19 protein-coding genes are annotated in these 25,187 nt (G+C 67.6%); 11 read left to right on the top strand and 8 right to left on the bottom strand.

Features of this window, described 5'->3' with window-relative positions:
• Positions 1-298: 298 nt before the first annotated feature.
• The gene (locus KGA65_RS17730) at positions 299-3,817 is read right to left on the bottom strand and encodes a class I SAM-dependent DNA methyltransferase (RefSeq protein WP_225864450.1); all 3,519 of its coding nucleotides are present in this window, start codon (positions 3,815-3,817) and stop codon (positions 299-301) included.
• 944 nt (positions 3,818-4,761) lie between these two features.
• Here KGA65_RS17730 and KGA65_RS17725 point away from each other — a divergent pair.
• Positions 4,762-6,591, top strand: coding sequence for a hypothetical protein (locus KGA65_RS17725; RefSeq protein ID WP_225864449.1), 1,830 nt, complete (start codon positions 4,762-4,764; stop codon positions 6,589-6,591).
• 51 nt (positions 6,592-6,642) lie between these two features.
• Here KGA65_RS17725 and KGA65_RS17720 read toward each other — a convergent pair whose 3' ends face one another.
• From KGA65_RS17720 to KGA65_RS17710, 3 genes are read right to left on the bottom strand one after another with little or no spacing between them, the layout of a single operon-like run.
• Positions 6,643-6,930 (bottom strand): YkgJ family cysteine cluster protein, encoded by a 288-nt coding sequence (locus KGA65_RS17720; RefSeq protein WP_225864448.1) that lies wholly within the window; start codon positions 6,928-6,930, stop codon positions 6,643-6,645.
• 56 nt (positions 6,931-6,986) lie between these two features.
• Complete coding sequence (locus KGA65_RS17715; protein WP_225864447.1) at positions 6,987-7,712, bottom strand: hypothetical protein; 726 nt, start codon at positions 7,710-7,712, stop codon at positions 6,987-6,989.
• Positions 7,709-8,710: a hypothetical protein gene (locus KGA65_RS17710; protein WP_225864446.1), complete on the bottom strand. Its 1,002-nt coding sequence runs from the start codon at positions 8,708-8,710 to the stop codon at positions 7,709-7,711. Before KGA65_RS17710 ends, KGA65_RS17715 begins: the two co-directional genes overlap by 4 nt.
• 318 nt (positions 8,711-9,028) lie before the next feature.
• Here KGA65_RS17710 and mnmG point away from each other — a divergent pair, with 318 nt between their 5' ends.
• The 3 genes from mnmG to KGA65_RS17690 all read left to right on the top strand — a co-directional run bounded on the left by mnmG (position 9,029) and on the right by KGA65_RS17690 (position 12,704).
• A complete protein-coding gene (gene mnmG, locus KGA65_RS17700) occupies positions 9,029-11,041 on the top strand; it encodes a tRNA uridine-5-carboxymethylaminomethyl(34) synthesis enzyme MnmG (protein WP_225864445.1) in 2,013 nt (670 codons plus the stop codon).
• 19 nt (positions 11,042-11,060) lie between these two features.
• A complete protein-coding gene (gene rsmG, locus KGA65_RS17695; RefSeq protein WP_225864444.1) occupies positions 11,061-11,723 on the top strand; it encodes a 16S rRNA (guanine(527)-N(7))-methyltransferase RsmG in 663 nt (220 codons plus the stop codon).
• A gap of 165 nt (positions 11,724-11,888) precedes the next feature.
• Positions 11,889-12,704: a ParA family protein gene (locus KGA65_RS17690; protein WP_225864443.1), complete on the top strand. Its 816-nt coding sequence runs from the start codon at positions 11,889-11,891 to the stop codon at positions 12,702-12,704.
• A 25-nt stretch (positions 12,705-12,729) separates the two neighbouring features.
• On the opposite strand, the gene KGA65_RS17685 is transcribed toward KGA65_RS17690, so the two are convergent.
• Positions 12,730-13,404, bottom strand: coding sequence for a hypothetical protein (locus tag KGA65_RS17685; protein WP_225864442.1), 675 nt, complete (start codon positions 13,402-13,404; stop codon positions 12,730-12,732).
• 78 nt (positions 13,405-13,482) lie between these two features.
• A complete protein-coding gene (gene argC, locus KGA65_RS17680; RefSeq protein ID WP_225864441.1) occupies positions 13,483-14,424 on the bottom strand; it encodes an N-acetyl-gamma-glutamyl-phosphate reductase in 942 nt (313 codons plus the stop codon).
• Positions 14,425-14,515: 91 nt separating this feature from the next.
• On the opposite strand from argC, the gene KGA65_RS17675 reads away from it, so the two are divergent.
• The 7 genes from KGA65_RS17675 (at position 14,516) to KGA65_RS17645 (ending at position 22,870) form a co-directional block, all read left to right on the top strand.
• Complete coding sequence (locus KGA65_RS17675; RefSeq protein WP_225864440.1) at positions 14,516-15,076, top strand: RBBP9/YdeN family alpha/beta hydrolase; 561 nt, start codon at positions 14,516-14,518, stop codon at positions 15,074-15,076.
• A 55-nt stretch (positions 15,077-15,131) separates the two neighbouring features.
• Complete coding sequence (locus KGA65_RS17670) at positions 15,132-15,893, top strand: LuxR C-terminal-related transcriptional regulator (protein WP_225864439.1); 762 nt, start codon at positions 15,132-15,134, stop codon at positions 15,891-15,893.
• Between the two features lie 64 nt (positions 15,894-15,957).
• Complete coding sequence (locus tag KGA65_RS17665; RefSeq protein WP_225864438.1) at positions 15,958-16,866, top strand: ParB/RepB/Spo0J family partition protein; 909 nt, start codon at positions 15,958-15,960, stop codon at positions 16,864-16,866.
• A 377-nt stretch (positions 16,867-17,243) separates the two neighbouring features.
• Positions 17,244-19,166, top strand: coding sequence for a PrkA family serine protein kinase (locus tag KGA65_RS17660; protein WP_225864437.1), 1,923 nt, complete (start codon positions 17,244-17,246; stop codon positions 19,164-19,166).
• 68 nt (positions 19,167-19,234) lie between these two features.
• Positions 19,235-20,518 carry a YeaH/YhbH family protein gene (locus KGA65_RS17655; RefSeq protein WP_225864436.1) on the top strand — a complete coding sequence of 428 codons (1,284 nt, stop codon included), beginning with the start codon at positions 19,235-19,237 and terminating at the stop codon, positions 20,516-20,518.
• Positions 20,515-22,128, top strand: a complete 1,614-nt coding sequence (locus KGA65_RS17650) for a SpoVR family protein (RefSeq protein ID WP_225864435.1) — start codon at positions 20,515-20,517, stop codon at positions 22,126-22,128. The genes KGA65_RS17655 and KGA65_RS17650 overlap by 4 nt, the downstream gene beginning before the upstream one ends.
• A gap of 34 nt (positions 22,129-22,162) precedes the next feature.
• On the top strand, positions 22,163-22,870 hold the full coding sequence (locus tag KGA65_RS17645; protein ID WP_225864434.1) for a DnaJ domain-containing protein: 708 nt from the start codon (positions 22,163-22,165) through the stop codon (positions 22,868-22,870).
• A gap of 5 nt (positions 22,871-22,875) precedes the next feature.
• On the opposite strand, the gene KGA65_RS17640 is transcribed toward KGA65_RS17645, so the two are convergent.
• Both KGA65_RS17640 and KGA65_RS17635 read right to left on the bottom strand, forming a co-directional pair.
• Positions 22,876-23,592 (bottom strand): hypothetical protein, encoded by a 717-nt coding sequence (locus tag KGA65_RS17640; protein WP_225864433.1) that lies wholly within the window; start codon positions 23,590-23,592, stop codon positions 22,876-22,878.
• 98 nt (positions 23,593-23,690) lie between these two features.
• Complete coding sequence (locus KGA65_RS17635; RefSeq protein ID WP_225864432.1) at positions 23,691-25,106, bottom strand: FAD-binding oxidoreductase; 1,416 nt, start codon at positions 25,104-25,106, stop codon at positions 23,691-23,693.
• Positions 25,107-25,187: the final 81 nt, after the last annotated feature.

Below are 25,187 nucleotides of genomic sequence, written 5' to 3'. Positions count from 1 at the left end.
CAGACGCTCGTCACACTCGCGCGCTTCTGCAGGCTTCAGCCTGCATGACACGGGGCGGGCCTGGCCCGCCCTTACGTCGCCCGCGGACCTGGCGCTCCGACCTTGCGGGTGCTCTTCACCGGGCGACAGCCGCCCGCAGGGCGGCTTCTTCTTCGGTTCTCAAAACACGTTTTCTGCAACCGCTTCTGGTCTGAAGGACTTTGGTTATTCGTGGGTGGTGGTCACGCGGTAACGCTCACCGGGTGGTGGTCACCCGGTAACGTTACAGCGTGACGGTGTTTCGACTCGCGGCCTGCGGCTAAAGGCCTACGCCGACCCATTGGCCGTCGACCGCGCGAGCTCGGCCCAAGGCAACCAGCGTGTCCAGCAGCGTAGGCAGGCGGTCGCGCCAGCGACCCCGGCCGTTGAAGTGCCCGGCCAGCCCTTCGAGGTCTAGGCTGCGCCCGGCGCTGGCGAGCACCTCGGCAACCGCCTTGATTTGCTCGGTCAGCCCCGTGGGCCACGGGCGCTGCACCACTGCGGCCTTGGTCGGCTTCGCCTCGGCGTTCTCATCCTCGCCCTCGTCGGCGCCTTCAGCCCCGGTCTCCAGTGCCGCCTGCTCGCCTTGCCCCGCCTGCTGGAACTCCGGGCGCAGCCACCGCACCGTGCCGGCCGCTTCCTCGGCCGCGCGCTTGGCGTTCAGCTCCACCAGCCGCAGCAGCAGCGTGTCGGTGTCGGCCGGCAGGGTCAGGTCGGCCCAGCCGTAGGCCTGCAGCACGGCAGCGTCCAGCTCGTCGTGCAGGCTCTTGAGCACGCCCACCAGGCCGTGTTCGTGGACCACCTTCTCTTTGGCGGTCAGCGCCTCGCCGCTGCGCAGCTTCTCCAGCACGTTGTACGTGGCCGTGAGCGTGGCGTCCGGATGGGCCGCGAGCTGGGCCTTGCGGTGGGCGTCGATTTGCTCGGCCAACGAGCGGATGCGCTCGGCCAGCGCCCCGGCCGGGTCCAGGTCGGGGAAGGGGAACGCCTCGAAGCAGGTGGACTTGCTGTAGACCGGGTCGTTGCCGACGCCCAAGCGCCCACCAGCCGTCAGGGCCCAGGCGCCATGCACGGCGCTGGACAGCACGCCCAGGTGCAGGGCGTCGGCGCTGGCCACGGCGATGAGCTTGTCGTCCGGCAGGATGGAGGCATCCAGCCACTGGAACACCCGGTGCTTGGCCACCTGCCCGGTGACGATGTAGCGCGGCAACCCCTGCAGCGAACGGCGCATCACAACACGTGCCTCGGCGAAGAGCCACCACATTTCGCGCACCCGGCGCCGTGGGTTTTCGTCCCGCTCCGGCTTCACCCGCTCCAGCAGCCACTGATAGACCGCTGGGAAGTGCTGCCGAACCTCATCGGCCTGGAGCCCGAACAGGTCGATGACCAGCACGCCCCTGGGCGTGCTGGTCAGGTCGCGGCCATTGCGGTAGGGGCGGATGTGCTGGTCCAAACCCAGCACGGTGCCCAGGCCCAGGCTCCTCGCCTCGTCCGGGGTGACGATGAACCCGGCCCCATGGGGTATCACGCCCCGGTTGGACAGCCGGTCGTTGGCTTGCAGCCGCTTCGCCCCGGCGACGTTGGCGCCGACCTTGAGGTCGGCATGGATGACGCCCTGCCGGGTCAGCAGCTCTACGGCCACCTCGCCGCCCTCGGCCTCCCGCTCCTGGGTGACGGTCTGCAGCTTGCCCTCGGCAGTGCCGCACACGCCCACGGACATGGAGATGCGCACCGCCGCGCCGTCGGCGCTGTCCACCCACGGGTGGTCGGGCACGGCGTAGGCCAGGCTCAGCGGCGGGGTGGCGGTCTGGTGCGCCTCAATCACCCGCCGGTTGAAAATCATAGTCAGGCTGTTGGTGGTGATGAGGCCGAAGCGCTCGGCCTGGCCCTGGCGGACCGTCTCGGCGGCCTTGTGCCACCAGTACATGACGAAGTCGGCGCTCTCGGGCACCTCGGGCCAGGCGGCGCGCAGGGCGTCGGCGTAGCCGTCGCCCAGGGCCAACCGCATGCGCTTGTTGCCGATGAAGGGCGGGTTCCCTACGATGAAGTCGGCCTTGGGCCACTCGGCCTGCCGGGGGTTCACGTAGCGCCACTGCACCACCTGGGCGGCCTCGTCAGGCACGGGTTGGCCCGTCACGGGGTGCGGCTTGACGGTCTCGCCGTCCCAACGAGTCAGCACCTTGCCGGTGGCGTCGGTTATCGGCTCCTGGCGGTCGTAGGCCAGCACGGCGTCCCGGTGCTCGATGTTGCCGTAGTCGTGCACCACGGGCTCGGCCACATTCGCACGCCCTTGAGTTCGGATGTGCCACTGCAGGAAGCCAATCCACAGCACCAGCTCGGCCAGGGCGGCGGCGCGCTCGTTCAGCTCCACGCCGCGCAGTTGCTGCAGCGTGACGGTCTCGCCGGCCAGGTCCAGCGCGTCCTGCTTGTCGCCCAGGGCGCTAAGCTGGTTCAGCACCTCGCCCTCCAGGCGCTTCAGGTGCTCCAGCGTCACGTACAGGAAGTTGGCGCTGCCGCAGGCCGGGTCCAGCACGCGCAGGGTGCACAGGCGGTGCAGGAAGTCCTTCACCTGCCGGCGGGCCTCGGCCCATTTGGCGCGCACTGCAGCGTTGTGCCGGTCGAGCGCGGCGAAGTCCTTCTTGGTCTTCACCGCGGGCGGGTTGGCCTCCAGCTCGGCGGCCTCGTGGGCTAGCAGCAGCGCCGCGGCCTGGGTGTTGGCCCATTCGGCACGTAATGGCTCGATGACGGTGGGCAGCACCAGCCGTTCAACGTAAGCACGCGGTGTGTAGTGGGCGCCCAGCGCGTGGCGTTCGTTGGGGTCCAGCGCGCGCTCCAGCAGGGTGCCGAAGATGGCGGGCTCGACCTCGCGCCAGTTGGCACGAGCGGCCTGCACCAGCAGGTCGATTTGCTCGGGCGTGAGAAGCAGACTGTAGCCATCGGCGCTGTCGCCCTTGAACAGCTTGCCGTTGAACTTAAGCACCGACTGCACCAGCGCCACCGAGAAGCCGCCCCGGTCCATGTCGGCCCACAGGCTGCGCAGCATCAGTTGCAAGGTGGCGGGGTTCTCGCGGTGCTGCAGCAGCAGCGCCTGGAAGGAGCCCTTGGGCAGCAGCTCAACGTCCTCCGCGAACATGCTGAACAGGCAGCGCGAGAGGTACGCGGCGACGGTCTGCGGCGCGTGCCCCGCTTGTTCGAGCGAACGGGCGAGCAGAGCCAGCTTGTTGGACACATCACGGGTGACCTTGGCCGCGATGAGTGCCGGGTTCAGGTCGTCCGGTTGGGTCCAAATCTTGTGCAGTCGCTCAAGCGTTTCGGGCTTTGCCAAGTCAGCCAGCAGGATGCGATGGCTGCGCGGGTCAGGGAAAGGTGTGTAGGTGCCGCCGCTGCGGCTGAACTCCGCGTAGACCTCAATGACGGTGCCCACGTCCACCACCATGACGAACGGCGGGCGGCCTTCATTGGCCGGGAGCGCGCGGGCGTAGCTTTCGCCCTGACTGCGGGCACGCAGCAGGCCGTCGTCGAAGCCCTTGGTGTGCGAGCCGGCCTTGAGCTTCTTGGCCTCCAGCACGAAGTGGCCACGCTTGTAGCAGTCGATGCGGCCGGCACTGCTGGAGCCGTCGCCATGGCTGAAGGTGACGGGGCGCTCGAACATGTAGTCCTGCGCGGGCGTCGGGTGCGGCTTGGGCACGCCCAGAAGCTCGCACAAGTCCATGACGAAGGTCTGAGCGGTGGCCAGCTCGCTCGCGGTAACTCCCTGCCAGCGCTCGATGAACGCTTGAGCCGATGTTGCTTTTGTATCCATGCGCCCATGATAGGGATTGGTTCGGCGCATCTCGGGGGTGCCACGCCACAGGACGTGGGGCAAGGCGTCCAGCCGCAGCACCGCGCGCTGCACCGTGCCAACACGGTCAACGCGCGGCAGGGGGCGCCACAAGTCAGGTTTCGCCCCAGCGAAATCATGCCCGCCCACGGGCCGGTGACGCAGTGGGGGCGAAGCCCCGCCCCACCCGCTGAAGGCGGGCGGGCAACCCGGGCGATGGCCGACGTCCAGGAGGCGCCTGCCGGTGGCGCGAACAGCGACACCAAAGGCAAGCAGCGCGCGGGTTGCCCGCCCGTTGGCTCTGCCGTGCAGAGTCAGCGGGATGGGGCGCGGTATTGGCAAGGGGACGAGGGCGTCCAGCCCGAGACACGGCGTGTCGCCCTAGCGACCGTGAGCCGGGGTGCCCCGTTCCCCCACGGTGGAAGCGTCTGCTTCTACCGTCTCGGCCTTGGCGACGGTCTGCAAGACGGTCGCTGGTGACGGCCAGCCACCATGGCCGGCCGTGAACTATTGCCTTGCCAGGCTGCGCGGCGACGATACAGTTCGGCTCCTACTTCATCAGCGCACCTCCCGCGCAAGAACACGCTCCCCCCACCCAAGCTGGTGGTATCGGGGTCGTGTTCTTTAAAAACCCTGCCAGTCGGCATCCTGCAGCGCAATTGAGTGGAGAGGCATCTCCTGGCAGGCGGCGCCGACTGAATCGCCCAGCGCCCACAAGACCTGGCGCCGCGCCACCGCGGCTGACCAGAGAGGGCCCCTCGCCAAAGCGCTGAGGACGGCCCTGGGGCTACACCAGCCCCCACACCCATATTCGCGGCCTTGTCGCCGCACCCCCACGCCGTCGGTTGACTCCGGCGGCCACCCTTCCCATTTCCAGCCCTGCCAGCGCAACCGCTCGCAGGGCTGTTTGCCATTGGAGACTTCACATGAGCAAAAGCAACAGCAACATCCTGAGCGCCCTGTTCGGCAGCCACAAGACTGCAGCAGCCCCGGCACTGAAGGCGGTACCGCCCGCGCCGTCTCCCGCTGACCTGATGCACCCCGGTGGCGGCTTCGATGTCGCGGGATACGACCAGAACGGCAACTACCGCGTGCTGTCCCGCAAGACCGGTCTGCTGGTCACGCTACCGGGCAAGCTGGACGACGCATCGCTGCTGACGAAGCTCGGCGCCGCGTACTGCTACGACAACTACAGCGCGATGGACCCGAAGACCCGGAAGCGCGTGTTTTCGTCTGATGCGCTTGCCGATGAAATCCGGCTGGGCTGCGATGCGTTCGGTCCGGCGCAGGCCGACACCGTTCGCGGCCCAGGGCTGTATGTCGACGACGGCAAGCTGGTCATCAACTACGGCAAGTCGGTGTACGACGAAGCCGGTGCGGCGGTGGACACGACGCCCACCAGGCAGCGGGTGTACGTGGCGGGCGACAGTATCGGCTTCGACGCTTCGACGCCCTCGGCATCGGCAGCCGATGTGCACTTGGTCGAGAGCACGTTCGAGTCGTTCGGCTTCGAGCAGCAGCACGGGGCGGCGGTGTCGCTGGGCTGGCTGGCCAGCGCGGCGATGGGTGCGGTGCTGCCGCACAGCCCTTCGCTCATCGTCACGGCGGAACGCGGCTCGGGCAAGACCACATGGGTCGACCTGCAGACCGCGTTGCTCGGCAGGCAGGCGGTACGGCGTGACGGTGTTCCGACGGTGGCGCAGGTGCTGCACGCGGTGAAGGACGCGTCGCTGGCGATGATTTGCGACGAGTTCGAACCGCTCAAGGTCAGTAAGGGCGAGATGCTGAAGCTGGCCGAGGTGTTTAACAGCGGCTTCACCAAGACGCCGGGCAAGGGCAAGTTCTCCCGTGTCATCGGCGGCAAGGTGCAGTACTTCAACGCGCCGGCCGGTGTGGTGCTCTGCGGCATCCACCTGCCCGAGCTCGAACCGGCGCTGGAAAGTCGCTCGGTGCGGCTGTCGATGGTGCCGAAGCAGCGAGCGGGGATGACGAAGAGCCCGCTGTTGGACCCGGCCAGCGGTGTGCAACCCGGCGAGCTGGGCGTGCGGCTGCGGCGGCTGCTGGTGGCACGCTGGCAGGTGATGCGCGACGCCCGCGCAGCGGTGCACCGCATGCTGCAGGACATCGGGCACCCTGACCGGCGGGCCGACACGTGGAGCCCGCTGCTGGCTGGCTACATCGCCCTGAAGCACGACACGGTGCCGGCGCTGCGCGACTTGGCTGCGCTGATTGCGCAGTGGGGGCTGAACGTGGTGCCGCAGGACGAGCACGAGTCGCACGGCGAAGCCTGCCTCGGCGCGATGCTGGACCGCAAGATGGTGGTTCGGGTCGAAGCGGACGGCAAGACCGCCAAGCTCTACACCCGGGTTCGCGAGGCGCTGCAGACGCTGGTGTCCGGCGACGCCGACCGCAACACCCTGGCGGCGCTGGAAAAGCACCTGGCCATGCTGGGCGTGCGGGCCCTGTTCGACCGCCAGCGCGAGACCTGGACCCTGGCGGTGGCGTCGTCCGAGCACCACGTCGGCGCCCGGCAGTTGTTCCAGGGCACGGCGTGGGCACGAGGCACCTGGAAGGCCGCGCTGCTGACGCTGCCCGGCGCGGCGCGCGGACAGCAGCGCTTCGCAGGCGTCAGCGCGAAGGCTGTGCTGGTGCCGGCCGGCATCGGCAACCCGCCGGCCGACGCTGAGGACGACAACACGCCGCCGCTGCAGCCGTCGAGCAAGGGCAGCGCGGCGCGGGCTGAGTGCCTGGTTTGACGTTGGCTAGTGCCGCAGGTGCTTCGACTTCACGAGCGCCTGTGGCACTTCCTAGCCCAAGATTTGAGTGGGCAGGGTCGCTTGTTCCAGGGTGGTCAGCCAGAGCATGGCGGCCACTCTGCTGTCTCCGCACATGGCCGGGTGCGGTTGCAGTGAACTACATACCGAGGGTCGGTCGGGGTGGCCGAAGATGCGGCATCGCTCGTCTTCGTCGAGTTGGATGCACCTGACCCCTGCAGGCTTGCCGCTGGGCATACTTGGGATTGGCGAGGTGATAGATGGTGCTGTGCAGCACGCGCCGCATCTTTCCCTACATGGCCAAGTCACATGCTCGCTCATACTGGGCGATAGAAAGGAAAAGGCCCCGATTCCTCGGGGCCTCTTCTCACTCGTGGTCAAGCAGGCTGAATTGACGGATGTTCCTTCCGTCTACGCTCTCGAACGATATTCGGAACATACTTGTTCTTGGCCTTGCTGTCGCCGAATCCAAGCAGTTCGTAGACCGAACCACCGATTCCGGGAATTACTTCCTCTCCATCGTCACTCTTCTGAGTGTCGGTTGCATAGTGGAAGAATTCAAACTTCCCAGCAACTTCCGCAGGAAACTCGCGCGACAGCCGGTCTTCCGCACCCTTCAGCATCACCGGCGCTGCAACAAATATTCTCTTGGGGTTCGCTGAAGAGATTGCCTTCGTCAAGTTGGTCTTGACTACACATGCACCAGAAATAATCGACTTGACGATGATAAACACCGAGTCGTCCTTGTCGAACGCCTCTTCGTAAGTGCGGAGCACTGGTGAAACGGACACACCCTCAGTCTTGAGACGTTCGTTCCACATGCAAATCATGCGGGTTCTAGCCCCGACGTTGCGCGACTCCAACTCTTCAATCAATCCACGAGCCAGGAAGTCAGCGTCCTCAACAGTGCAAACGACGCACACGTCCTTTGCCGGGGCAGCTTCCAGCTGCGGCAACATGCTGTCAGCAAGATGCTCACCCAGCTTCCGCATAGCTTCGCGGTAGCCATCAGGGTTGCCCTTGAGGCCGGGCAGCTCTTCGACGAGCGTCATCGCCGTCGGGTCTTGCTCCGCGAAGGCGGTGAAAGTTCTGCCGTTGTTCATGGTAGAACCTCTTCGAATTCTTCGAATGTCTTTGGTTGACGTTGAACGATGTCGTTCTGGAACTGCTTGAACTCTTCGCTCAGAACGCTTGAACCGAAGACGCCAGAGGTTCCAAAGCCAGACCAATGGAAAAAGCCTCTTTTGACAGAGTACACCAAACCGTGTACTGCGGCAAGAGCTTGCCTGAAGTCAACGGCTAGGTAGCTCTCCCAGTCTTCCGTCACTGGCAGCGGTCGAAGCTGGCCAGGGTGCTGCTTTGCAGCGGTCTCGGCGATTTCCCGAGCTGATGCGCCGTCAGGGTGATTGAGGCACGCAATCAGGAGCATCCCAAAGACCGCAGACAGCACGTCGAGCGTTGGAGCTTCGGTGTGAGAAAGCAGCGCTAGATGTGCCTGAAGTTCAGGGAACTGGAGTACGAGACTGTTCGGCGTCGGATGCCAGGGGAAGTGTTCGACAGCCGCATGGCCGCTGATGCTCGCAGGGATGTTCGCCGTCAGTGTTGCGGCGAGAGCCGCACAGGCAACCACCAGCGTGGTGCTCGGTGATGGTTCCTTGAGATGGTCAGAAAGTACCTTCTGGTACTCAAAGTCAGTTGCGATGGGGTGGTCACCCGCGGTCCAACTTACTTTCTCCTGATTCTTCAGCTGGAAGTACTTGGTGGAATCCGGCGTCGCGATACGCAGGTCGTCCACAAGACCGCCGCACTGTCCCTTTACCGTTGGGTCTTCATTCGCGGGGTCGGCGACCATGGCGGCCACTGCGTGCGCAACTCGATACGCCATGAAGAAATCTTCGTAGCGTGTTCCTTTGTTGCCGCTACTCCCGCCGCGGTGCTTGTTCGCCGCGTACTTCGCGACCTCTGGTCCCAAGCACGCTTTGATGTCGTCGTTCGTTGCCACCCTGATGCGCTCGTCGTTGTTTTCCTTGGATTTTAGGCTGGCGACCGGGGTGTCGCTGCGCAGCGCAGCTTGTTGCTCGCGATGATTTGGTTGCGGCACGTCCCGTCACCTTGCGTCCCTTTAGTTGACAACCGGCTTGCCCTGGGGCAGGCCCGGGATGGGGGTCGAGATCGACGGGGCGATGCAGCAGGCGGCGCAATGCGGGCGGCAGTCCATGGCCATGATTGTTTCACGTGAAACCAGGCCCTCGGGCGGCTGGGAGCAGGGTCTTGGCCACGCCCGTGACGGCATGGGGGCAGGCGCCTAAAATGGAGGGTTCGCCTGACCGCTGTGGGGCACGGCGGGCGGCGTGGTGGCCCAGGAACAGAGCCTGGGCCAGGAGCCGATTCTTGCCCCGCACCTCGCAGGAGCCTGCTCGTGCTGTATCCCAAGGAATTTGACGTCATCGTGGTGGGCGGTGGCCATGCCGGCACCGAGGCCGCACTGGCCGCGGCCCGCATGGGCTGCGCCACCTTGCTGCTGTCCCACAACATCGAAACCCTGGGCCAGATGAGCTGCAACCCGTCGATCGGCGGCATCGGCAAGGGGCACCTGGTGAAGGAAGTGGATGCGCTGGGGGGGGCGATGGCCCTGGCCACCGACGAGGGCGGCATCCAGTTCCGCATCCTCAATTCCAGCAAGGGGCCGGCGGTGCGCGCCACCCGGGCCCAGGCCGACCGCATCCTCTACAAGGCGGCCATCCGCAAGCGGCTGGAGAACCAGCCGAACCTCTGGCTGTTCCAGCAGGCCGTCGACGATCTGCTGGTCGAGGGGGATCGTGTGGTCGGCGCGGTGACCCAGGTTGGCATCCGCTTCCGGGCGCGGGCGGTGGTGCTGACGGCCGGCACCTTCCTGAACGGCCGCATTCACGTCGGCCTGCAAAACCACCCGGGTGGCCGGGCGGGGGATCCGCCCGCGGTCAGCCTGTCGGACCGACTGAAGGAACTGAAACTGCCGCAGGGCCGGCTCAAGACCGGCACCCCGCCGCGCCTGGACGGCCGCAGCATCGACTTCTCCAAGTTGACCGAGCAGCCGGGCGACGGGGTGGGGCGGGTGGGGCGCTGGGGCGAATCGGCCCCGACCGGACCTGAGGTGCCGGTGTTCAGCTTTCTGGGCGAGGCGGCCATGCACCCGCGCCAGCTGCCCTGCTGGATCACCCACACCAATGAGCAGACCCACGCCATCATCCGCTCCGGCTTCGACCGCAGCCCGATGTTCACCGGCAAGATCGAGGGCGTGGGCCCGCGCTACTGCCCCAGCATCGAGGACAAGATCAACCGTTTTGCGGACAAGGACTCGCACCAGATCTTCCTGGAGCCCGAGGGTCTGAGCACGAATGAGTTCTACCCGAATGGCATCTCCACCAGCCTGCCGTTCGACATCCAGCTGGCCGCGGTGCGCTCCATGCCGGGTCTGGAAGAGGCTTTCATCCTGCGGCCCGGTTATGCCATCGAGTACGACTACTTCGACCCGCGCGAGCTGAAGTCCACCTTCGAGACCCGGCAGATCCAGGGCCTGTTCTTCGCCGGCCAGATCAACGGCACCACCGGCTACGAGGAGGCGGCGGCGCAGGGGCTGTACGCCGGCGCCAATGCGGCCCTGCAGGCCCTGGGCCGCGAGCCGCTGATCCTGGGCAGGGACCAGGCTTACCTGGGCGTGCTGGTGGACGACCTGATCACCAAGGGGGTGAGCGAACCCTACCGCATGTTCACCAGCCGGGCCGAGTTCCGCCTGCAGCTGCGCGAGGACAATGCCGACGCCCGGCTGACCGAGCTGGGCCGCCAGCTGGGCCTGGTGGACGACGCGCGCTGGGCGGCCTACGGCCGAAAGCGCGAGGCTGTTTCACGTGAAACAGAGCGCCTGAAATCGACCTGGGTCCACCCGGGTATCCTGCCCACCGAGGCCGCCGAGCGGCTGCTGGGCAAGGCCATCGAGCGCGAGTACAACCTGGCCGACCTGCTGCGTCGGCCGGGCGTCGGCTTCGACACCGTGGCGGAGATCGCTGCGGTGGCCCGGCCGGACGCAGGTGTTTCACGTGAAACACTGGCGGCGGAGCTGGGCACCGTGTTGGCCGACACCGTGATCGAACAGGTGGAGATCGCCACCAAGTACGCCGGCTACATCGACAAGCAGCAGGAAGAGGTGGGACGGGCCCAGGCCTACGAACGCCTGAAGCTGCCGGCCGACCTGGACTACGGCCAGGTCACGGCCCTGAGCCATGAGGTGCGCCAGAAGCTGAACCGCCATCGCCCGGAAACCCTGGGTCAGGCGGCCCGCATTTCGGGCATCACGCCAGCGGCCATTTCGTTGCTGCTGGTGCACCTGAAGAAAAAGCGGCTGGCGGGCTTCGCCAGCGAGCCGGCCACGGCCGACGTTCCGCCGGCCGCGTGAGGCCAGCCCCGGATTGCGCATGACCCATCCTTTGCACGCTGAACTCGCCCGCGGCCTGGCCGCGCTGCACCTGCCGCTGGCGGACGACACCCAGGAGCGCCTGCTGGCCTATCTGGACCTTATCGCCCGCTGGAACAAGGTCTACAACCTGACGGCGGTGCGGGACCCGGCCGACATGCTGCGGCAGCATTTGCTGGATTGCCTGGCGGCCGTGCCGGCGCTGGACCGGGCGGCCCAGACCCGCCCCGAGGGGGCGGCGGCCTGGCGCATCCTGGACGTGGGCAGCGGTGCCGGGCTGCCCGGCGTGGTGCTGGCCATCGTGCGGCCCGACTGGTCGGTCACCTGTGTGGACACGGTGGCCAAGAAGGCCAGCTTCATCCGCCAGGTGGCGGCCGAGCTGGGGCTGCCGAACCTGCAGGCGGTGCACCAGCGGGTGGAGGACATGGCGCCACCGCCGTTCGACCTGATCACCTCCCGGGCCTTCGCCTCACTGGCCGACTTCATCGCCTTGACGCGCGAGCGTCTGGCCCCCGGCGGGCAATGGGTGGCGATGAAGGCCCACCTGACCGACGAGGAACGCGCGGCCGTGCCACCCGAAGTGCAGATCGGCCCGGTGGAGGTGCTGCAGGTGCCAGGGCTGGACGCCCAGCGGTGCCTGGTCTGGCTGCGGCCACGGGCCTGAGCTGTTCCTTCTGCACAGGCTGTCCACGCCACATCCACCGCCTGTCCACGGGCTTGTCCCCAGCTTTGTCCACAGCCCCGCTGGATCCGTCTCCGGCCCCGCGGGCGGTGTGCGCTCGGGCCCGCCTCAGGCGACAATGGCGGCTTCGCTCTCTTTCGCATCCCCATGTCCCGGATCTTCTGCATAGCCAACCAGAAAGGCGGCGTCGGCAAGACGACGACCTGTGTGAACCTGGCCGCAGGCCTGGCCAGTGTGGGACAGCGGGTCCTGCTGGTGGACCTGGACCCGCAGGGCAACGCCACGATGGGGTCCGGCGTCGACAAGCGCACGCTGACGCACAGTGTCTACGACGTGCTGCTGGAAACCGCCGACATTCCGGAGGCCTGCGTGCGGTCGGAGAAGGGCGGCTACGACGTGCTCGGGGCCAACCGGGAGTTGTCGGGCGCGGAGGTGGAGCTGGTGGCGCTGGAGCGGCGCAACGAGCGGCTGCGGGCCGCGCTGAAGGCGGTTGATGCAGGCTATGACTTTGTCCTGATCGATTGCCCTCCCAGCCTGAGCATGCTGACGCTCAACGGCCTGTGCAGCGCCCACGGCGTGATCGTGCCGATGCAGTGCGAGTACTTCGCGCTGGAGGGCCTGACCGACCTGGTCAACACCATCAAGCAGGTGCATGCCAACCTGAACCGCGACCTGCAGCTGATCGGCCTGCTGCGAGTCATGTTCGACCCGCGCATCACGCTGCAGACCCAGGTCAGCGACCAACTCAAGGCCCACTTCGGGGACAAGGTGTTCGACACCGTCATTCCGCGCAACGTGCGCCTGGCCGAGGCGCCCAGCTACGGCCTGCCGGGCGTGGTGTTCGACCCGGCGTCCAAGGGGGCGCAGGCCTTCGTGCAGTTCGCCCGCGAGATGGTCATCCGGGTCAGCGCGGAGGTCCCGAGCAACGCGCCGGGCCAGGACCACACGGCCGCCAGCGCCTGATCACCAAGGCCGTGCCGGCAGCGGCTCAGAAGTCGCGTGTCAGCAGCAGACCCACATGGTTGGAGCCCACATGGCTGGGGGCCACCAGACCATAGATGCCGGAGCGGTGGTGGATGCGCAGCGCCAGCGCCCAGCCGGGCAGGGCATCGTGGCGGAAGGCGATTTCCGGGGCCATGTAGAACAAGGTGGCGTAGTTGTCCTGGTCGTCGGTGCGGTCCGGGTTGTCGTAGGGCGGCTTGTCAAAGGCATGGGACAGGCCGAAGCTGCCGGCCACGTCCACCTTCAGGCCCCGCCACTGGATGCCCGTGGCGCCGATGCGCCAACCGGCCACCACCTCGTTGAAGTGCAGCTCGCCGTTGTGGTGGAAGGCGCCGAACTCCAGGCCGGTGAACACCGGCATGCCGCCCCATTCGCCCCAGGCCCGAACCCAGCCGGGGTTGTCCAGCGAACGGCGCACCACCACGCCGGCGATGTCGCTGTCCTGACCCCGCAAGTCACCGCTGACGGCATGGGGGATCAGGTCCAGCAGGTTGTCCTTGTAGAGCTTGCCGCCGAACACGCCCACCGACCAGATGGGCGCCTCGGTGTCCGTCGCCGGGGCGGCGGTGTCGGTCTGGGCGCGGGCGGCGGGGGCCCACGCGATCGCGGCGGTCAGCCCCAGGGTGGCCACCAGGGGCCGTGCTGCATTGAACGGGATCATGTGGGAAGTATGTAACGGCCGGTACGCTGCGAACATCCCTCCAATGGCAGGGGTGTGGCGTTCACCCCGCACAGGGGCTCAGAGACCGGCGCCTTCGTCCAGGCCCAGGTGCACGTTCATCGCCTGCACCGCGGCGCCGCTGGCGCCCTTGCCCAGGTTGTCCAGGCGGGACATCAGCAGCACCTGTTCGTCGTTGGCGAAGACGAACAGGTCCACCCGGTTGGTGTCGTTGCAGGCCTGCACGTCGAAGAAACCGGTCGCCAGCGTGTCGGGGTCGGCCAGCGGCATCACCCGCACGAAACGCTCGCCGGCATAGCGCTCGGCCAGGGCCTGCTGCAGTTGCGCGGCGCTGGTGCCAGGCTTCAGCTGCGAGCGATGCAAAGGCACACTCACGGCCAAGCCCTTGTAGAACGGGCCCACCACGGGCAGGAACACTGGCGGCTGCGCCAGGCCGGTGTGAGCCTTCATCTCGGGCAGGTGCTTGTGGGCGAGGCCCAGGGCGTAGGGGCGAGGCGCCTGCAAGGCGGGGTCGCCGCCGGCTTCGTACTGCTCGATCATCTTCTTGCCGCCACCGGAATAGCCGGTCAGCGAGGTGGCCGAGATGGCGGCCTCGGCCGGCACCAGGCCGGCGTCCACCAGCGGGCGCAGCAGCAGGATGAAGGCACTGGCGTGGCAGCCCGGGTTGGCGATGCGCTTGCTGGCGCGGATGGCCGCGCGCTGGCCCGGCGCCAGCTCCGGCATGCCAAAGGTCCAGCCGGGCGCGGTGCGGTGCGCGGTGCTGGCGTCGATCAGGCAGGTGGCCGGGTTGCTCAGCAGGGTGACGGCCTCGCGCGAAGCGGCGTCCGGCAGGCACAGGAAGGCCACGTCCGCGGCGTTCAGCAGGCGGGCGCGCTCGGCGCTGTCCTTGCGCTTGTCGGCGTCGATGCGCAGCACCTCGACGTCGCGGCGGCCGGCCAGCACTTCGTGGATGCGCAAACCGGTGGTGCCTTCCTGGCCGTCCACGTAGATCTTGTAAGTCATGCGGTCCTTCACTTCCTGCCCGGGTCGGCGCGCAGCGGCGTGCTGGGCCAGAATCGGGGCCTGAAGCATAAGCCAAGCGCAGGTCTCCATCGTGTCGTCATCCCCATCGCTCCCCCGTGTTCTGGTGCTGCCTGGCTGGCAGAACTCGGGTGAAGGCCACTGGCAGACCCGCTGGGAGGCCTTGCATGGCGATGCGCGCGTGCCCCAGCACGATTGGCTCTGGCCCCGCCGGGGCGACTGGATGGCGCAGCTGGAAGAGGCTGTGCTGGCCGACCCGCGGCCGGTGGTGCTGGTGGCCCACAGTCTGGGCAACCACCTGGTGTCGGCCTGGGCCGCGCACAGCCAGCAGGTGGGGCGGGTGCTGGCCGCCCTGCTGGTGGCGCCGCCCGATCTGGACGGGGCGGACGTGCCGCCCCAGCTGTTCAACTGGCGGCCGATGCGCCTGCCCCGCCTGCCGTTCCCGGCGCTGGCGGTCTACAGCGAGGACGACCCCTGGTGCACGCCTGAGCGGGCCCGCTGGTTGGCCGCGCAGTGGGGCGTGCCCAGCCGGTCCATCGGCCCGCGGGGCCACATCAACCACCTGTCCGACCTGGGGGACTGGCCCGAGGGCCGGGCCTGGCTGCAGGCCCTGATCGACGGCCGGCCGGTCTGAACGGCGCAGCGGCCTGTCATCGGCGCTTCACCGCCGCTGCCTAGCCTGAGCCGCCATGACCCCATCCACGTTCGTCCCGCCCGACGGCGAAGCCCTGCTGCGCGCCGCCGAAGTGGCGGGCACGGTGCGCAACCGGCACCAGTTCTTCCTCTGGCTGCGGCTGCACCTGCACCGCTTCGTGCCGCATGAGCTGCTGCTGAGCCGCCTGGGCCGCCTCGGCACCGGGGCCGAGCACCGGGTGGAGGTGTTCAATTGCGTGCCGTTGGCCGAGCCGCTGGTCGAGGCCCTGGCCCAGCCGCAGGCGCCCTGGTGGCTGGCCTTGCAGGAGGCCTGGGTGGCCGCGGGGCGGCGGCCGGTGCTGGTGGATCTGGCGCGGCTGCGTGGTGCCGAGAGCGAAGGCCTGCGGGCCGGGGGCTTCGCGCAGCTGGCCGTGCATGGGGTGGACGGCAGCATCGGCGTCCAGCCACCGTTGCTGGTGGCCCTGGGGCGGCCCGCGCCGGCCGCGCTGGACGAGGCGGCCACGCTGGCCGGGCTGCAGGCCTGGCTGCCGCACCTGCATTTCAGCGCGGCCCGGGCGCTGCAGGATGGCGCACCCGTCTCGCTGGAGGCGACCGACTGGCCTCAGGTGCTGACCGAGCGCGAGCTGCAGGTGCTGCGGGCCATGCGGCTGGCGCGCAGCAATGCGCAGATCGGCGAGCAGCTGGGCATCAGCGCGCTGACGGTGAAGAACCACCTGCGCAAGATCATGCGCAAACTGGGGGCGGGCAACCGCGTGCAGGCGGTGGCCGAGGCCATGGCGCGGCACATGATCAGCTGAGCCGCGCAAGGGCCTGGCGTCGATCCGCGTGGCCCCGGGCCGCTGATCGCGGACAATGCCGCCCATGGCAAGCAAGAAACCCAAGGGCCTCGGGATGGGGCTGGAGGCCCTGTTGGGGCCCAAGGTCACGGAAGCGCCCGCCCGGGCGGCCGGCAACGAGGGCCAGCCCAGCGTGCTGAAGATCGGTCAGCTGCAGGCGGGCAAGTACCAGCCGCGCACCCGCATGGACGAAGGCTCGCTCTACGAGCTGGCCGAGAGCATCCAGAGCCAGGGCATCATGCAACCCATTTTGGTGCGTCCGGTCGGCGATCCGGTGCAGCACCGCTACGAGATCATCGCCGGCGAGCGCCGCTTCCGGGCCGCCCAGCTGGCCGGCTTGAGCGAGGTGCCGGTGCTGGTCAAGCCGGTGCCGGACGAAGCCGCCGCCGTGATGGCGCTGATCGAGAACATCCAGCGCGAGGACCTGAACCCGCTGGAAGAGGCACAGGGCCTCAAGCGCCTCGTGGATGAGTTCGGTCTGACGCATGAGCAGGCCGCGCAATCGGTGGGACGCTCGCGCAGCGCGGCCTCCAACCTGCTGCGCCTCTTGAACCTGGCCGAGCCGGTGCAGAAGATGCTGATGGCCGGCGACCTGGACATGGGTCATGCCCGGGCGCTGCTGCCGCTGCCGGCGGCCCAGCAGATCCTCACCGCCAACGAGGTGGTGGCCAAGAAGCTGTCGGTGCGCGATGCCGAAAAGCTGGCCACCAAGGCGCTGCAGCCGGAAAAGGCGGCCACCGGCAAGACCGCCCCCGAGAAGTCGCGCGACATCGTGCGGCTGGAGGAACAGCTGGCCGATCTGCTGACCGCCCACGTCGAGATCCGCGTGCAGCGCAAGACGCGCCGTGGTGAGCAGGGCGAGGTCGCGATCCGCTTCGACTCGCTGGACGAGCTCTCCGGCCTGCTGGACAAGCTGGGGTTGACCGAGCGCTGAGCCACGCAGCGCAACCGGTCCACGGGGGATCGCCGTCAACCCCCTTGCCTCGTCGCGCGTTCGGCGAGAGGATGGGACACAGCGTGAGCTGCCGCGCCGCGAGACAGGAAAGGGTGGCATGGCTTATGCTGAAACCTCCCTCGAGAGCGAGGCTCACGTTGGCGCGACAAACTGCACACGGAAACACGTTCTGATGGTTCGATGCCGCCCTGCGGCCTTGAACCAAGCTTGAGACCAGCCCTCCAATGAACTGACATGCATCTCTGATCGGAAAGCTCTGATGGCGCCCGGGCCGAGTCAAGCCGGGACTCCATCAAAACTTTCCAGACGCGTCCCGGAGTCACGCCGGCCGCGCCTTCCCTGCACAGGAGGTCACCATGGATGTCATGAGCAGTTTCGCCGCCCGTTACGAGCGCACCCGCGAGGAAGAAATGTCCCTCGAGGACTATCTGGCGGAGTGCAAGCGAAATCCACTGGCCTATGCCACGGCGGCCGAGCGCATGCTGCAGGCCATTGGCGAGCCGCAGATGGTGGACACCCGGCATGACCCGCGGCTGTCGCGCATCTTCGCCAACAAGGTCATCAAGATCTACCCGGCCTTCGCGGAGTTCTACGGCATGGAGGATGCGATCGAGCAGGTCGTCTCCTACTTCCGCCATGCCGCCCAAGGCCTGGAGGAGAAGAAGCAGATCCTCTACCTGCTGGGCCCGGTGGGGGGCGGCAAGAGCTCGATTGCCGAGCGCCTGAAGGCCTTGATGCAGGAGGTGCCCTTCTACGCCATCCAGGGCTCGCCGGTGAACGAGTCGCCGCTGGGGCTGTTCGACCCGATCGAGGATGGCCCGCTGCTGGAAGAGCAGTACGGCATCCCGCGTCGCTACCTCAACCGCATCATGTCGCCCTGGGCGGTCAAGCGGCTGGAGGAGTTTGGCGGTGACATCCGCAAGTTCAAGGTCGTCAAGCGCCATCCCAGCATCCTCAAGCAGGTCGGCATCGCCAAGACCGAGCCGGGCGACGAGAACAACCAGGACATCTCCAGCCTGGTGGGCAAGGTCGACATCCGCAAGCTCGAGAGCTATGCGCAGGACGACCCGGACGCCTACAGCTACAGCGGCGGGCTGTGCCTGGCCAACCAGGGCCTGCTGGAATTCGTCGAGATGTTCAAGGCGCCGATCAAGGTGCTGCACCCCCTGCTGACCGCGACCCAGGAAGGCAACTTCAAGGGCACGGAAGGCTTTGGGGCGATCCCCTTCGACGGCGTGGTGCTGGCGCACAGCAACGAGAGCGAGTGGAAGGCCTTCCGCAACAACAAGAACAACGAGGCCTTCCTGGACCGCATCTACATCGTCAAGGTGCCGTACTGCCTGCGCGTCAGCGAGGAAGTGAAGATCTACGAGAAGCTGCTCAAGGGCTCTTCGCTGGCACACGCCACCTGCGCGCCCGGCACGCTGAAGATGATGAGCCAGTTCGCCATCCTGACCCGGCTGAAGGAGCCGGAGAACTCCAGCCTGTTCAGCAAGATGCAGGTCTACGATGGCGAGAACCTCAAGGACACCGATCCGCGGGCCAAGAGCTACCAGGAGTACCGCGACTACGCCGGTGTCGACGAAGGCATGAGCGGCATCTCCACCCGCTTCGCCTACAAGATCCTCTCCAAGGTCTTCAACTTCGACAGCCAGGAGGTGGCGGCCAACCCGGTGCACCTGATGTACGTGCTGGAGCAGCAGATCGAGCGCGAGCAGTTCCCGGCCGAGACCGAGCAGAAGTACACCGCCTTCATCAAGGAACTGCTGGCGCCGCGCTATGCCGAGTTCATCGGCAAGGAGATCCAGACCGCCTACCTGGAAAGCTACAGCGAGTACGGGCAGAACATCTTCGACCGCTACGTCACCTACGCCGACTACTGGATCCAGGACCAGGAGTACCGCGACACCGACACCGGCGAGGTGTTCGACCGCGCCAGCCTCAACGGCGAACTGGAGAAGATCGAGAAGCCCGCCGGCATCGCCAACCCCAAGGACTTCCGCAACGAGATCGTCAACTTCGTGCTGCGCGCGCGGGCCAACAACCAGGGCAAGAACCCGGTCTGGACCAGCTACGAAAAGCTGCGCTCGGTGATCGAGAAGAAGATGTTCTCCAACACCGAGGAGCTGCTGCCGGTCATCAGCTTCAATGCCAAGGCCAGTGCCGACGAGGCCAAGAAGCACGAGGACTTCGTCGACCGCATGGTGGCCAAGGGCTACACGCCCAAGCAGGTGCGCCTGCTGTGCGAGTGGTACCTGCGCGTGCGCAAGAGTTCATGAGGCCCCGGGGCCGGCGGGTGCGCCGGCCCGGCGCTTGGCCCGCGATCCTCTGACAAAGGTTGTCGTCCATGCTTCAGCAGATCATCGACCGGCGGTTGGCAGGCAAGAACAAGTCGATCGGCAACCGCGAGCGCTTCCTGCGGCGCTACAAGGACAAGATTCGCGACGCGGTGCGCCGCGCGGTGGATGGCCGTGGCATCCGCGACCTGGAGCGCGGCGAAGAGGTGCGCATTCCCAAGAAGGACCTCTCGGAGCCCGTGTTCCACCACGGCTCGGGCGGGCGCCGCGACATGGTGCACCCGGGCAACCAGGAATACATCACCGGTGACCGCATCCAGCGGCCGCAGGGCGGTGGCGGGCAGGGGCAGGGCAAGGGACAGGCCAGCGACTCCGGCGAGGGCGAGGACGATTTCGCCTTTGCGCTGAGCAAGGAGGAGTTCATGCAGGTCTTCTTCGAGGACCTGGCCCTGCCGCACCTGATCCGCACCCAGCTGGCCGAGGTGCCGGAGTACAAGACCCACCGTGCCGGCTTCTCCAGCGATGGCACGCCCAACAACCTGCACGTGGTGCGCTCGATGCGAGGCGCGTTGGGCCGGCGCATCGCCCTGGGCGGCGAGTCGCGCCGCGAGCTGCACGCGCTGGAGGATCTGGTGGCTCAGATGATGCGCCAGCCCTCGGACGACCCGGCCGTCAAGCAGCAGCTCAAGGACGCCCAGGAGCGCATTGCCGCGCTCAAGGCCCGGCTGGGGCTGATCCCCTTCCTCGACCCGATCGACCTGCGCTTTCGCAGCCGGGTGCGGGTGCCGGTGCCCACCAGCAAGGCGGTGATGTTCTGCTTGATGGATGTCTCGGGCTCGATGGACGAACAGCGCAAGGAGCTCTCCAAGCGCTTCTTCATCCTGCTCTACCTGTTCCTGACCCGCCACTACGAGAAGATCGAGTTGGTCTTCATCCGCCACCACACCCAGGCTCAGGAGGTGAGCGAGGAGGACTTCTTCCACGCCCGCGAGACCGGAGGCACCGTGGTGTCCAGCGCGCTGGAGCTGATGGACCAGATCATCCGCGAGCGCTACAACCCGACCGAGTGGAACATCTACGGCGCCCAGGCCAGCGATGGTGACAACTGGCACCATGACAGCGGCCGCTGCCGCGAGTTGCTGACCGAGAAGCTGCTGCCCGCCTGCCGCTACTACGCCTATGTGCAGGTGGCCGAGGAGGAACAGAACCTCTGGGAGGAGTACACCCGTCTGGGCGAGGGGCACCCGAACTTCGCAATGCGCAAGGCGGTCGAGGCCTCGGAGATCTACCCGGTCTTTCGGGACCTGTTCAAGAAGGAAGGAGCCACCGCATGAGCGACTTCTCCCAGGAACGCCGCTGGCACGACGACCACGGCAAGATCCCGGACGGACAGGAGCGCCGCAAGGGGCGGGTGGCCCTGCAGGCGCCGCTGCCGCCCGGCCCGCGCCCGGAGCACCCGCTGCCCGACCCCAGCGACTGGACCTTCGAGCTGATCACCCAGTACCACGAGGTGATCGATCGCACCGCGCGTCGCTTCGGCCTGGACACCTACCCGAACCAACTGGAGATCATCACCGCCGAGCAGATGATGGACGCCTACGCCAGCGTGGGCATGCCGGTGAACTACCGGCACTGGAGCTACGGCAAGGAGTTCATCGCCACCGAGAAGAACTACAAGCGTGGCCACATGGGTCTGGCCTACGAGATCGTCATCAACTCCAACCCCTGCATCAGCTACCTGATGGAGGAGAACACGATGGCGATGCAGGCGCTGGTGATCGCCCACGCGGCCTACGGCCACAACAGCTTCTTCAAGGGCAACTACCTGTTCCGGATGTGGACCGATGCCGCGTCCATCATCGACTACCTGGTCTACGCCAAGAACTATGTGGCCGAGTGCGAGGAGCGCTATGGCGTGGACACCGTGGAGGAGTTCCTCGACTCCTGCCACGCGCTGCAGAACCACGGCGTGGACCGCTACCGCCGCCCCAGCAAGAAGACCCTGGCCGAGGAGCTGGCGCTGCGCAAGGACCGCGAGGCCTATGCGCAGCAGCAGATCAACGACCTCTGGCGCACCCTGCCGCGCAAGGCCGAGGCCGCCGAGGAGGCGCCCGAAGCCCGGCGTTTTCCGGCCGACCCGGAAGAGAACCTGCTGTACTTCGTCGAGAAGAACGCGCCGCTGCTGGAATCCTGGCAGCGCGAGATCGTGCGCATCGTGCGCAAGGTGGCGCAGTACTTCTACCCGCAGCGCCAGAGCCAGGTGATGAACGAGGGCTGGGCCACCTTCTGGCACCACCGGCTGCTCAACACCATGTACGACGATGGCTACCTCACCGACGGCGTGATGATCGAGTGGCTCAAGTCCCACACCAACGTCATCTACCAGCCGCGGGTGGGCGACCGCGGCTACAGCGGCCTGAACCCCTATGCGCTGGGTTTCGCGATGTACACCGACATTCAGCGCATCTGCGAGGCACCCACCGACGAAGACCGCGAATGGTTCCCCGACATCGCGGGCAAGCCCTGGCTGCCCACGCTGGACCAGGCCATGCGCAACTACAAGGACGAGAGCTTCATCGGCCAGTTCCTCAGCCCCAAGCTGATGCGCGACTTCCGCCTCTTCGCCATCACCGACGACGACCAGGAGGCGACCCTGGAGGTCAGTGCCATCCACGACGAGATGGGCTACCGCCGGGTGCGCGAGGCGCTGTCACGCCAGTACGACCTGGGCGCGCGCGAGCCCAACATCCAGGTCTGGAATGTGAACCTGCGCGGCGACCGCAGCCTGACCCTGCGCCACACCCAGCACAACAACCGGCCGCTGGACGACAGCGCGCAGGAGGTGCTCAAGCATGTGGCTCGGCTGTGGGGTTTCGGCGTGCACCTGGAAAGCGTCAACAGCCAGGGCGAGGTGACACGGCGCTGGAGTGTGCCGGCGCCTTGAGCGCTATCCTCGCGGCTGTTCTCCTGTTGTCGCCATGCGCCGCGAACGCCGCAACCTCTACCGTCTGCTCCACGTCCAGCCCGAGGCGCCGCCCGAGGTCATCAAGGCCGCCTGGCGGGCCTTGATGAGCACGCTACGGGCCCACCCGGACCTGGGGGGGGATCCGGAGCAGGCCGCTCTGCTGAACGCTGCCTATGCGGTGCTCAGTGATCCGGAGCGGCGGGCCGCTTACGACCGCACCCTGAAGCGGTCTCCGCGCTCGCCGCAAGCGACCTCCCCGGGGACGGGTGGCCCGGCCCGACCGGCGCGCGACGCCAGGGCGGGTCTCAGCTGTCCGTTTTGCGACCATCTGCTGCCGGTCTCGGCGGTACCGGTCGTGCGCTGTGCACACTGTGGCAGCCCCCTCACGCCGGTGCCCCGCCGGACGGTCGAGCCCGAGCTGCTGGGGCGCCGTCAGAGCGAGCGATTTCCCCGGGCCACGCTGGTCGACCTGACCGTCAAAGGCGACCGGACCACCCACCCGGCCCAGCTCAAGGACCTGTCCTTCTCGGGCCTGTCGCTGCTGTTTCCGTCGCCCATCCCGGTGGGCAGCGTGCTGCGCGTGCGTGCCCCGCAGTTTGAGGCGCTGGTGACGCTGGTGGCCTGTCGCGCCCAGGCGGGCCAGTACAGCCTGCATGGTCGGCTGATGACCCTGGCGTTGGACCGCACGGGGCGCGGCGTCTACGTCGACGCCAAGGCCTGAGGGGGTCAGGGCAGGGTGCAGAGACCGCTGCCGCCGTCGCGCACGTAGGCGTCGGTGGACAGGCTGCCCTGGGCGGCGGTGATCACATTCAGGCCCGGCGCCAGGAACAAGGGGGCCCTGGGCCGGCTGCTGCTGAGCTGGGTCAGCGGCACGGTGTTCAGGCTGACGTTGAGCAGGAAGCCACCGTTGTCGAACAGGGTCACATACGGCTGGGCCAGACCGCTCTGCGGATTCAGCGCGCAGCCCGGCGTGACAGTGGCGTAGGAGGTGCCGCTGGCTGCGGTCTCCAGGTCGCCCGAGACCGTGTTGCCGCGGGTGTCGGGGATGCAGACATTGGCCTGGCCGGGAAAGGTGGGCGTGGCGTCGAAGCTGTAGCGGTCGGCCAGTCGGGCGCTCAGGGCCACTTGCACCGTGTTCTGGCCCGCGGCCAGCCACACCGTGGCATCCGGCTGGGCGGCGCTCAGCTGGGCCACCGGGGTGCCATTGAGGCTGACCGTGCCCCGCGTCCGCTTGGCCGGTTGGTACAGGCCTGCCGTCACCTGCGGTGCCAGCCCTGTGCTCGGGTGCAGGGCGCAGGACAGCGCGCTGTCGGCGTAGGTCCTGCCGCTGGGGCCGACCTGGATGCCGGCGACGGCGGCCGCCGGCAGAACCGTGCCGGCCAGTGTGGTCAGCAGGGCGCCGTGCATCAGGCGGCTCAGGGCGGCGGTGGGCAGGAGGGGCATGGTGGGCTCTCGGTGGACGGGAAGAAGGCCAATTATGTGCAAATTGCACACTTAACGGTCAACCCCCAGGTTGCATGGCACCGCACGGGGCCGGCCCCTCAAGGCTGGAAGATCTTGCCCGGGTTCAGGATCTGGTCCGGATCCAGGGCCGCCTTGAGGGCGCGCATCATCGCCACCGCGCCGTCGCCAGCCTCCTCCACCAGAAAGCCCTGCTTGTGCAGGCCGATGCCATGCTCGCCGGTGCAGGTGCCGCCGCAGGCAATGGCACGCATCACCAGCTGTTCGTTGAGCTGTTCGGCCAGGTGGCGTTCATCGGGCTGGGCCGGGTCGATCAGGTAGGCCACATGGAAGTTGCCGTCGCCCACATGGCCCACCGCGAAATGGGGCAGGCCGGCGGCCTCGGCCTCGTCCAGGGCCTGCACCACGTTTTCGGCCAGGCACGAGATCGGCACGCAGGCATCGGTGGTCACCGCGCGGCAACCGGGGCGCATCTGCAGGCCCGACAGGTAGGCATGGTGGCGCGCGGCCCACAGGCGGGTGCGCTCCTCCGGGGTGGCAGCCCACTGGAAGTCCTCGCCGCCGTGCTCGCGGGCCAGCTCCTGCACTACCGCGGTCTGCTCGGCCACGCCGGCCTGGCTGCCGTGGAATTCCATCAACAACAACGGGCTTTCCTTCAGCCCCAGGTGGTCGCGGGCGTTGACGGCGCGCACCGCGTGCCGGTCCATCAGCTCGCAGCGGGCGATGGGCACGCCCATCTGGATGATGGCGATGGTGGTCTGCACCGCCGCGGCCACATCCGGGAAGGAGCAGATGGCCGCCGCCACATGCTCGGGCAGCGGATGCAGGCGCAGCGTGATCTCGGTGATGACGCCCAGCGTGCCCTCGCTGCCCACCAGCAGCCGGGTCAGGTCATAGCCGGCGCTGGACTTGCGGGCCCGGGTGCCGGTGCGGACCACCTCGCCCTGGGCCGTCACCACGGTCAGGCCCAGCACGTTCTCGCGCATGGTGCCGTAGCGCACTGCGTTCGTGCCAGAGGCCCGGGTGGCGGTCATGCCGCCGATGGAGGCGTCCGCGCCCGGGTCGATCGGGAAGAACAGCCCCGCGTGGCGCACCGCCTGGTTGAGCTGGGTGCGCAGCACGCCGGCCTGCACCGTCACCGTCAGGTCCTCGGGTTGCAGCTCCAGCACCTCGGTCATGCGCGACAGGTCCAGCGACAGGCCGCCCTGCACCGCCAGCAGGTGGCCCTCCAGCGAGGAACCGGCGCCGTACGGAATCACCGGCACCTTGTACCGGGCGGCCAGGCGCACCGCGTCGGCCACATCCTGGGTGGACTGACAGAACAGCACGGCATCAGGCGGCGGCACGTCGAACGGGGATTCGTCGCGGCCATGCTGTTCACGCACTGCCCGTGCGGTGGAGAGCTGGTCGCCAAAACGCGCGCGCAGCAATTCCAGCATCGCGGCGGGCAGGGGGCGGGGGCAGGCAGGGGTGGGGAGATCGGCCGGAGCGTTCATGGGGCGCGGAGCAGAGCGGTGCAGGGAAAACCATTGTAGGAAGCAGGCCCTCCGGGCCTGGACGGGGAAACCCGCCCACTA

The organism is Ideonella benzenivorans, assembly GCF_020387415.1.
GTDB classification, from domain to species: Bacteria; Pseudomonadota; Gammaproteobacteria; order Burkholderiales; family Burkholderiaceae_C; genus Ideonella; species Ideonella benzenivorans.
Note: the sequence above shows the minus strand (reverse complement) of the source record. Positions and strands in the feature narration are given on the sequence as shown.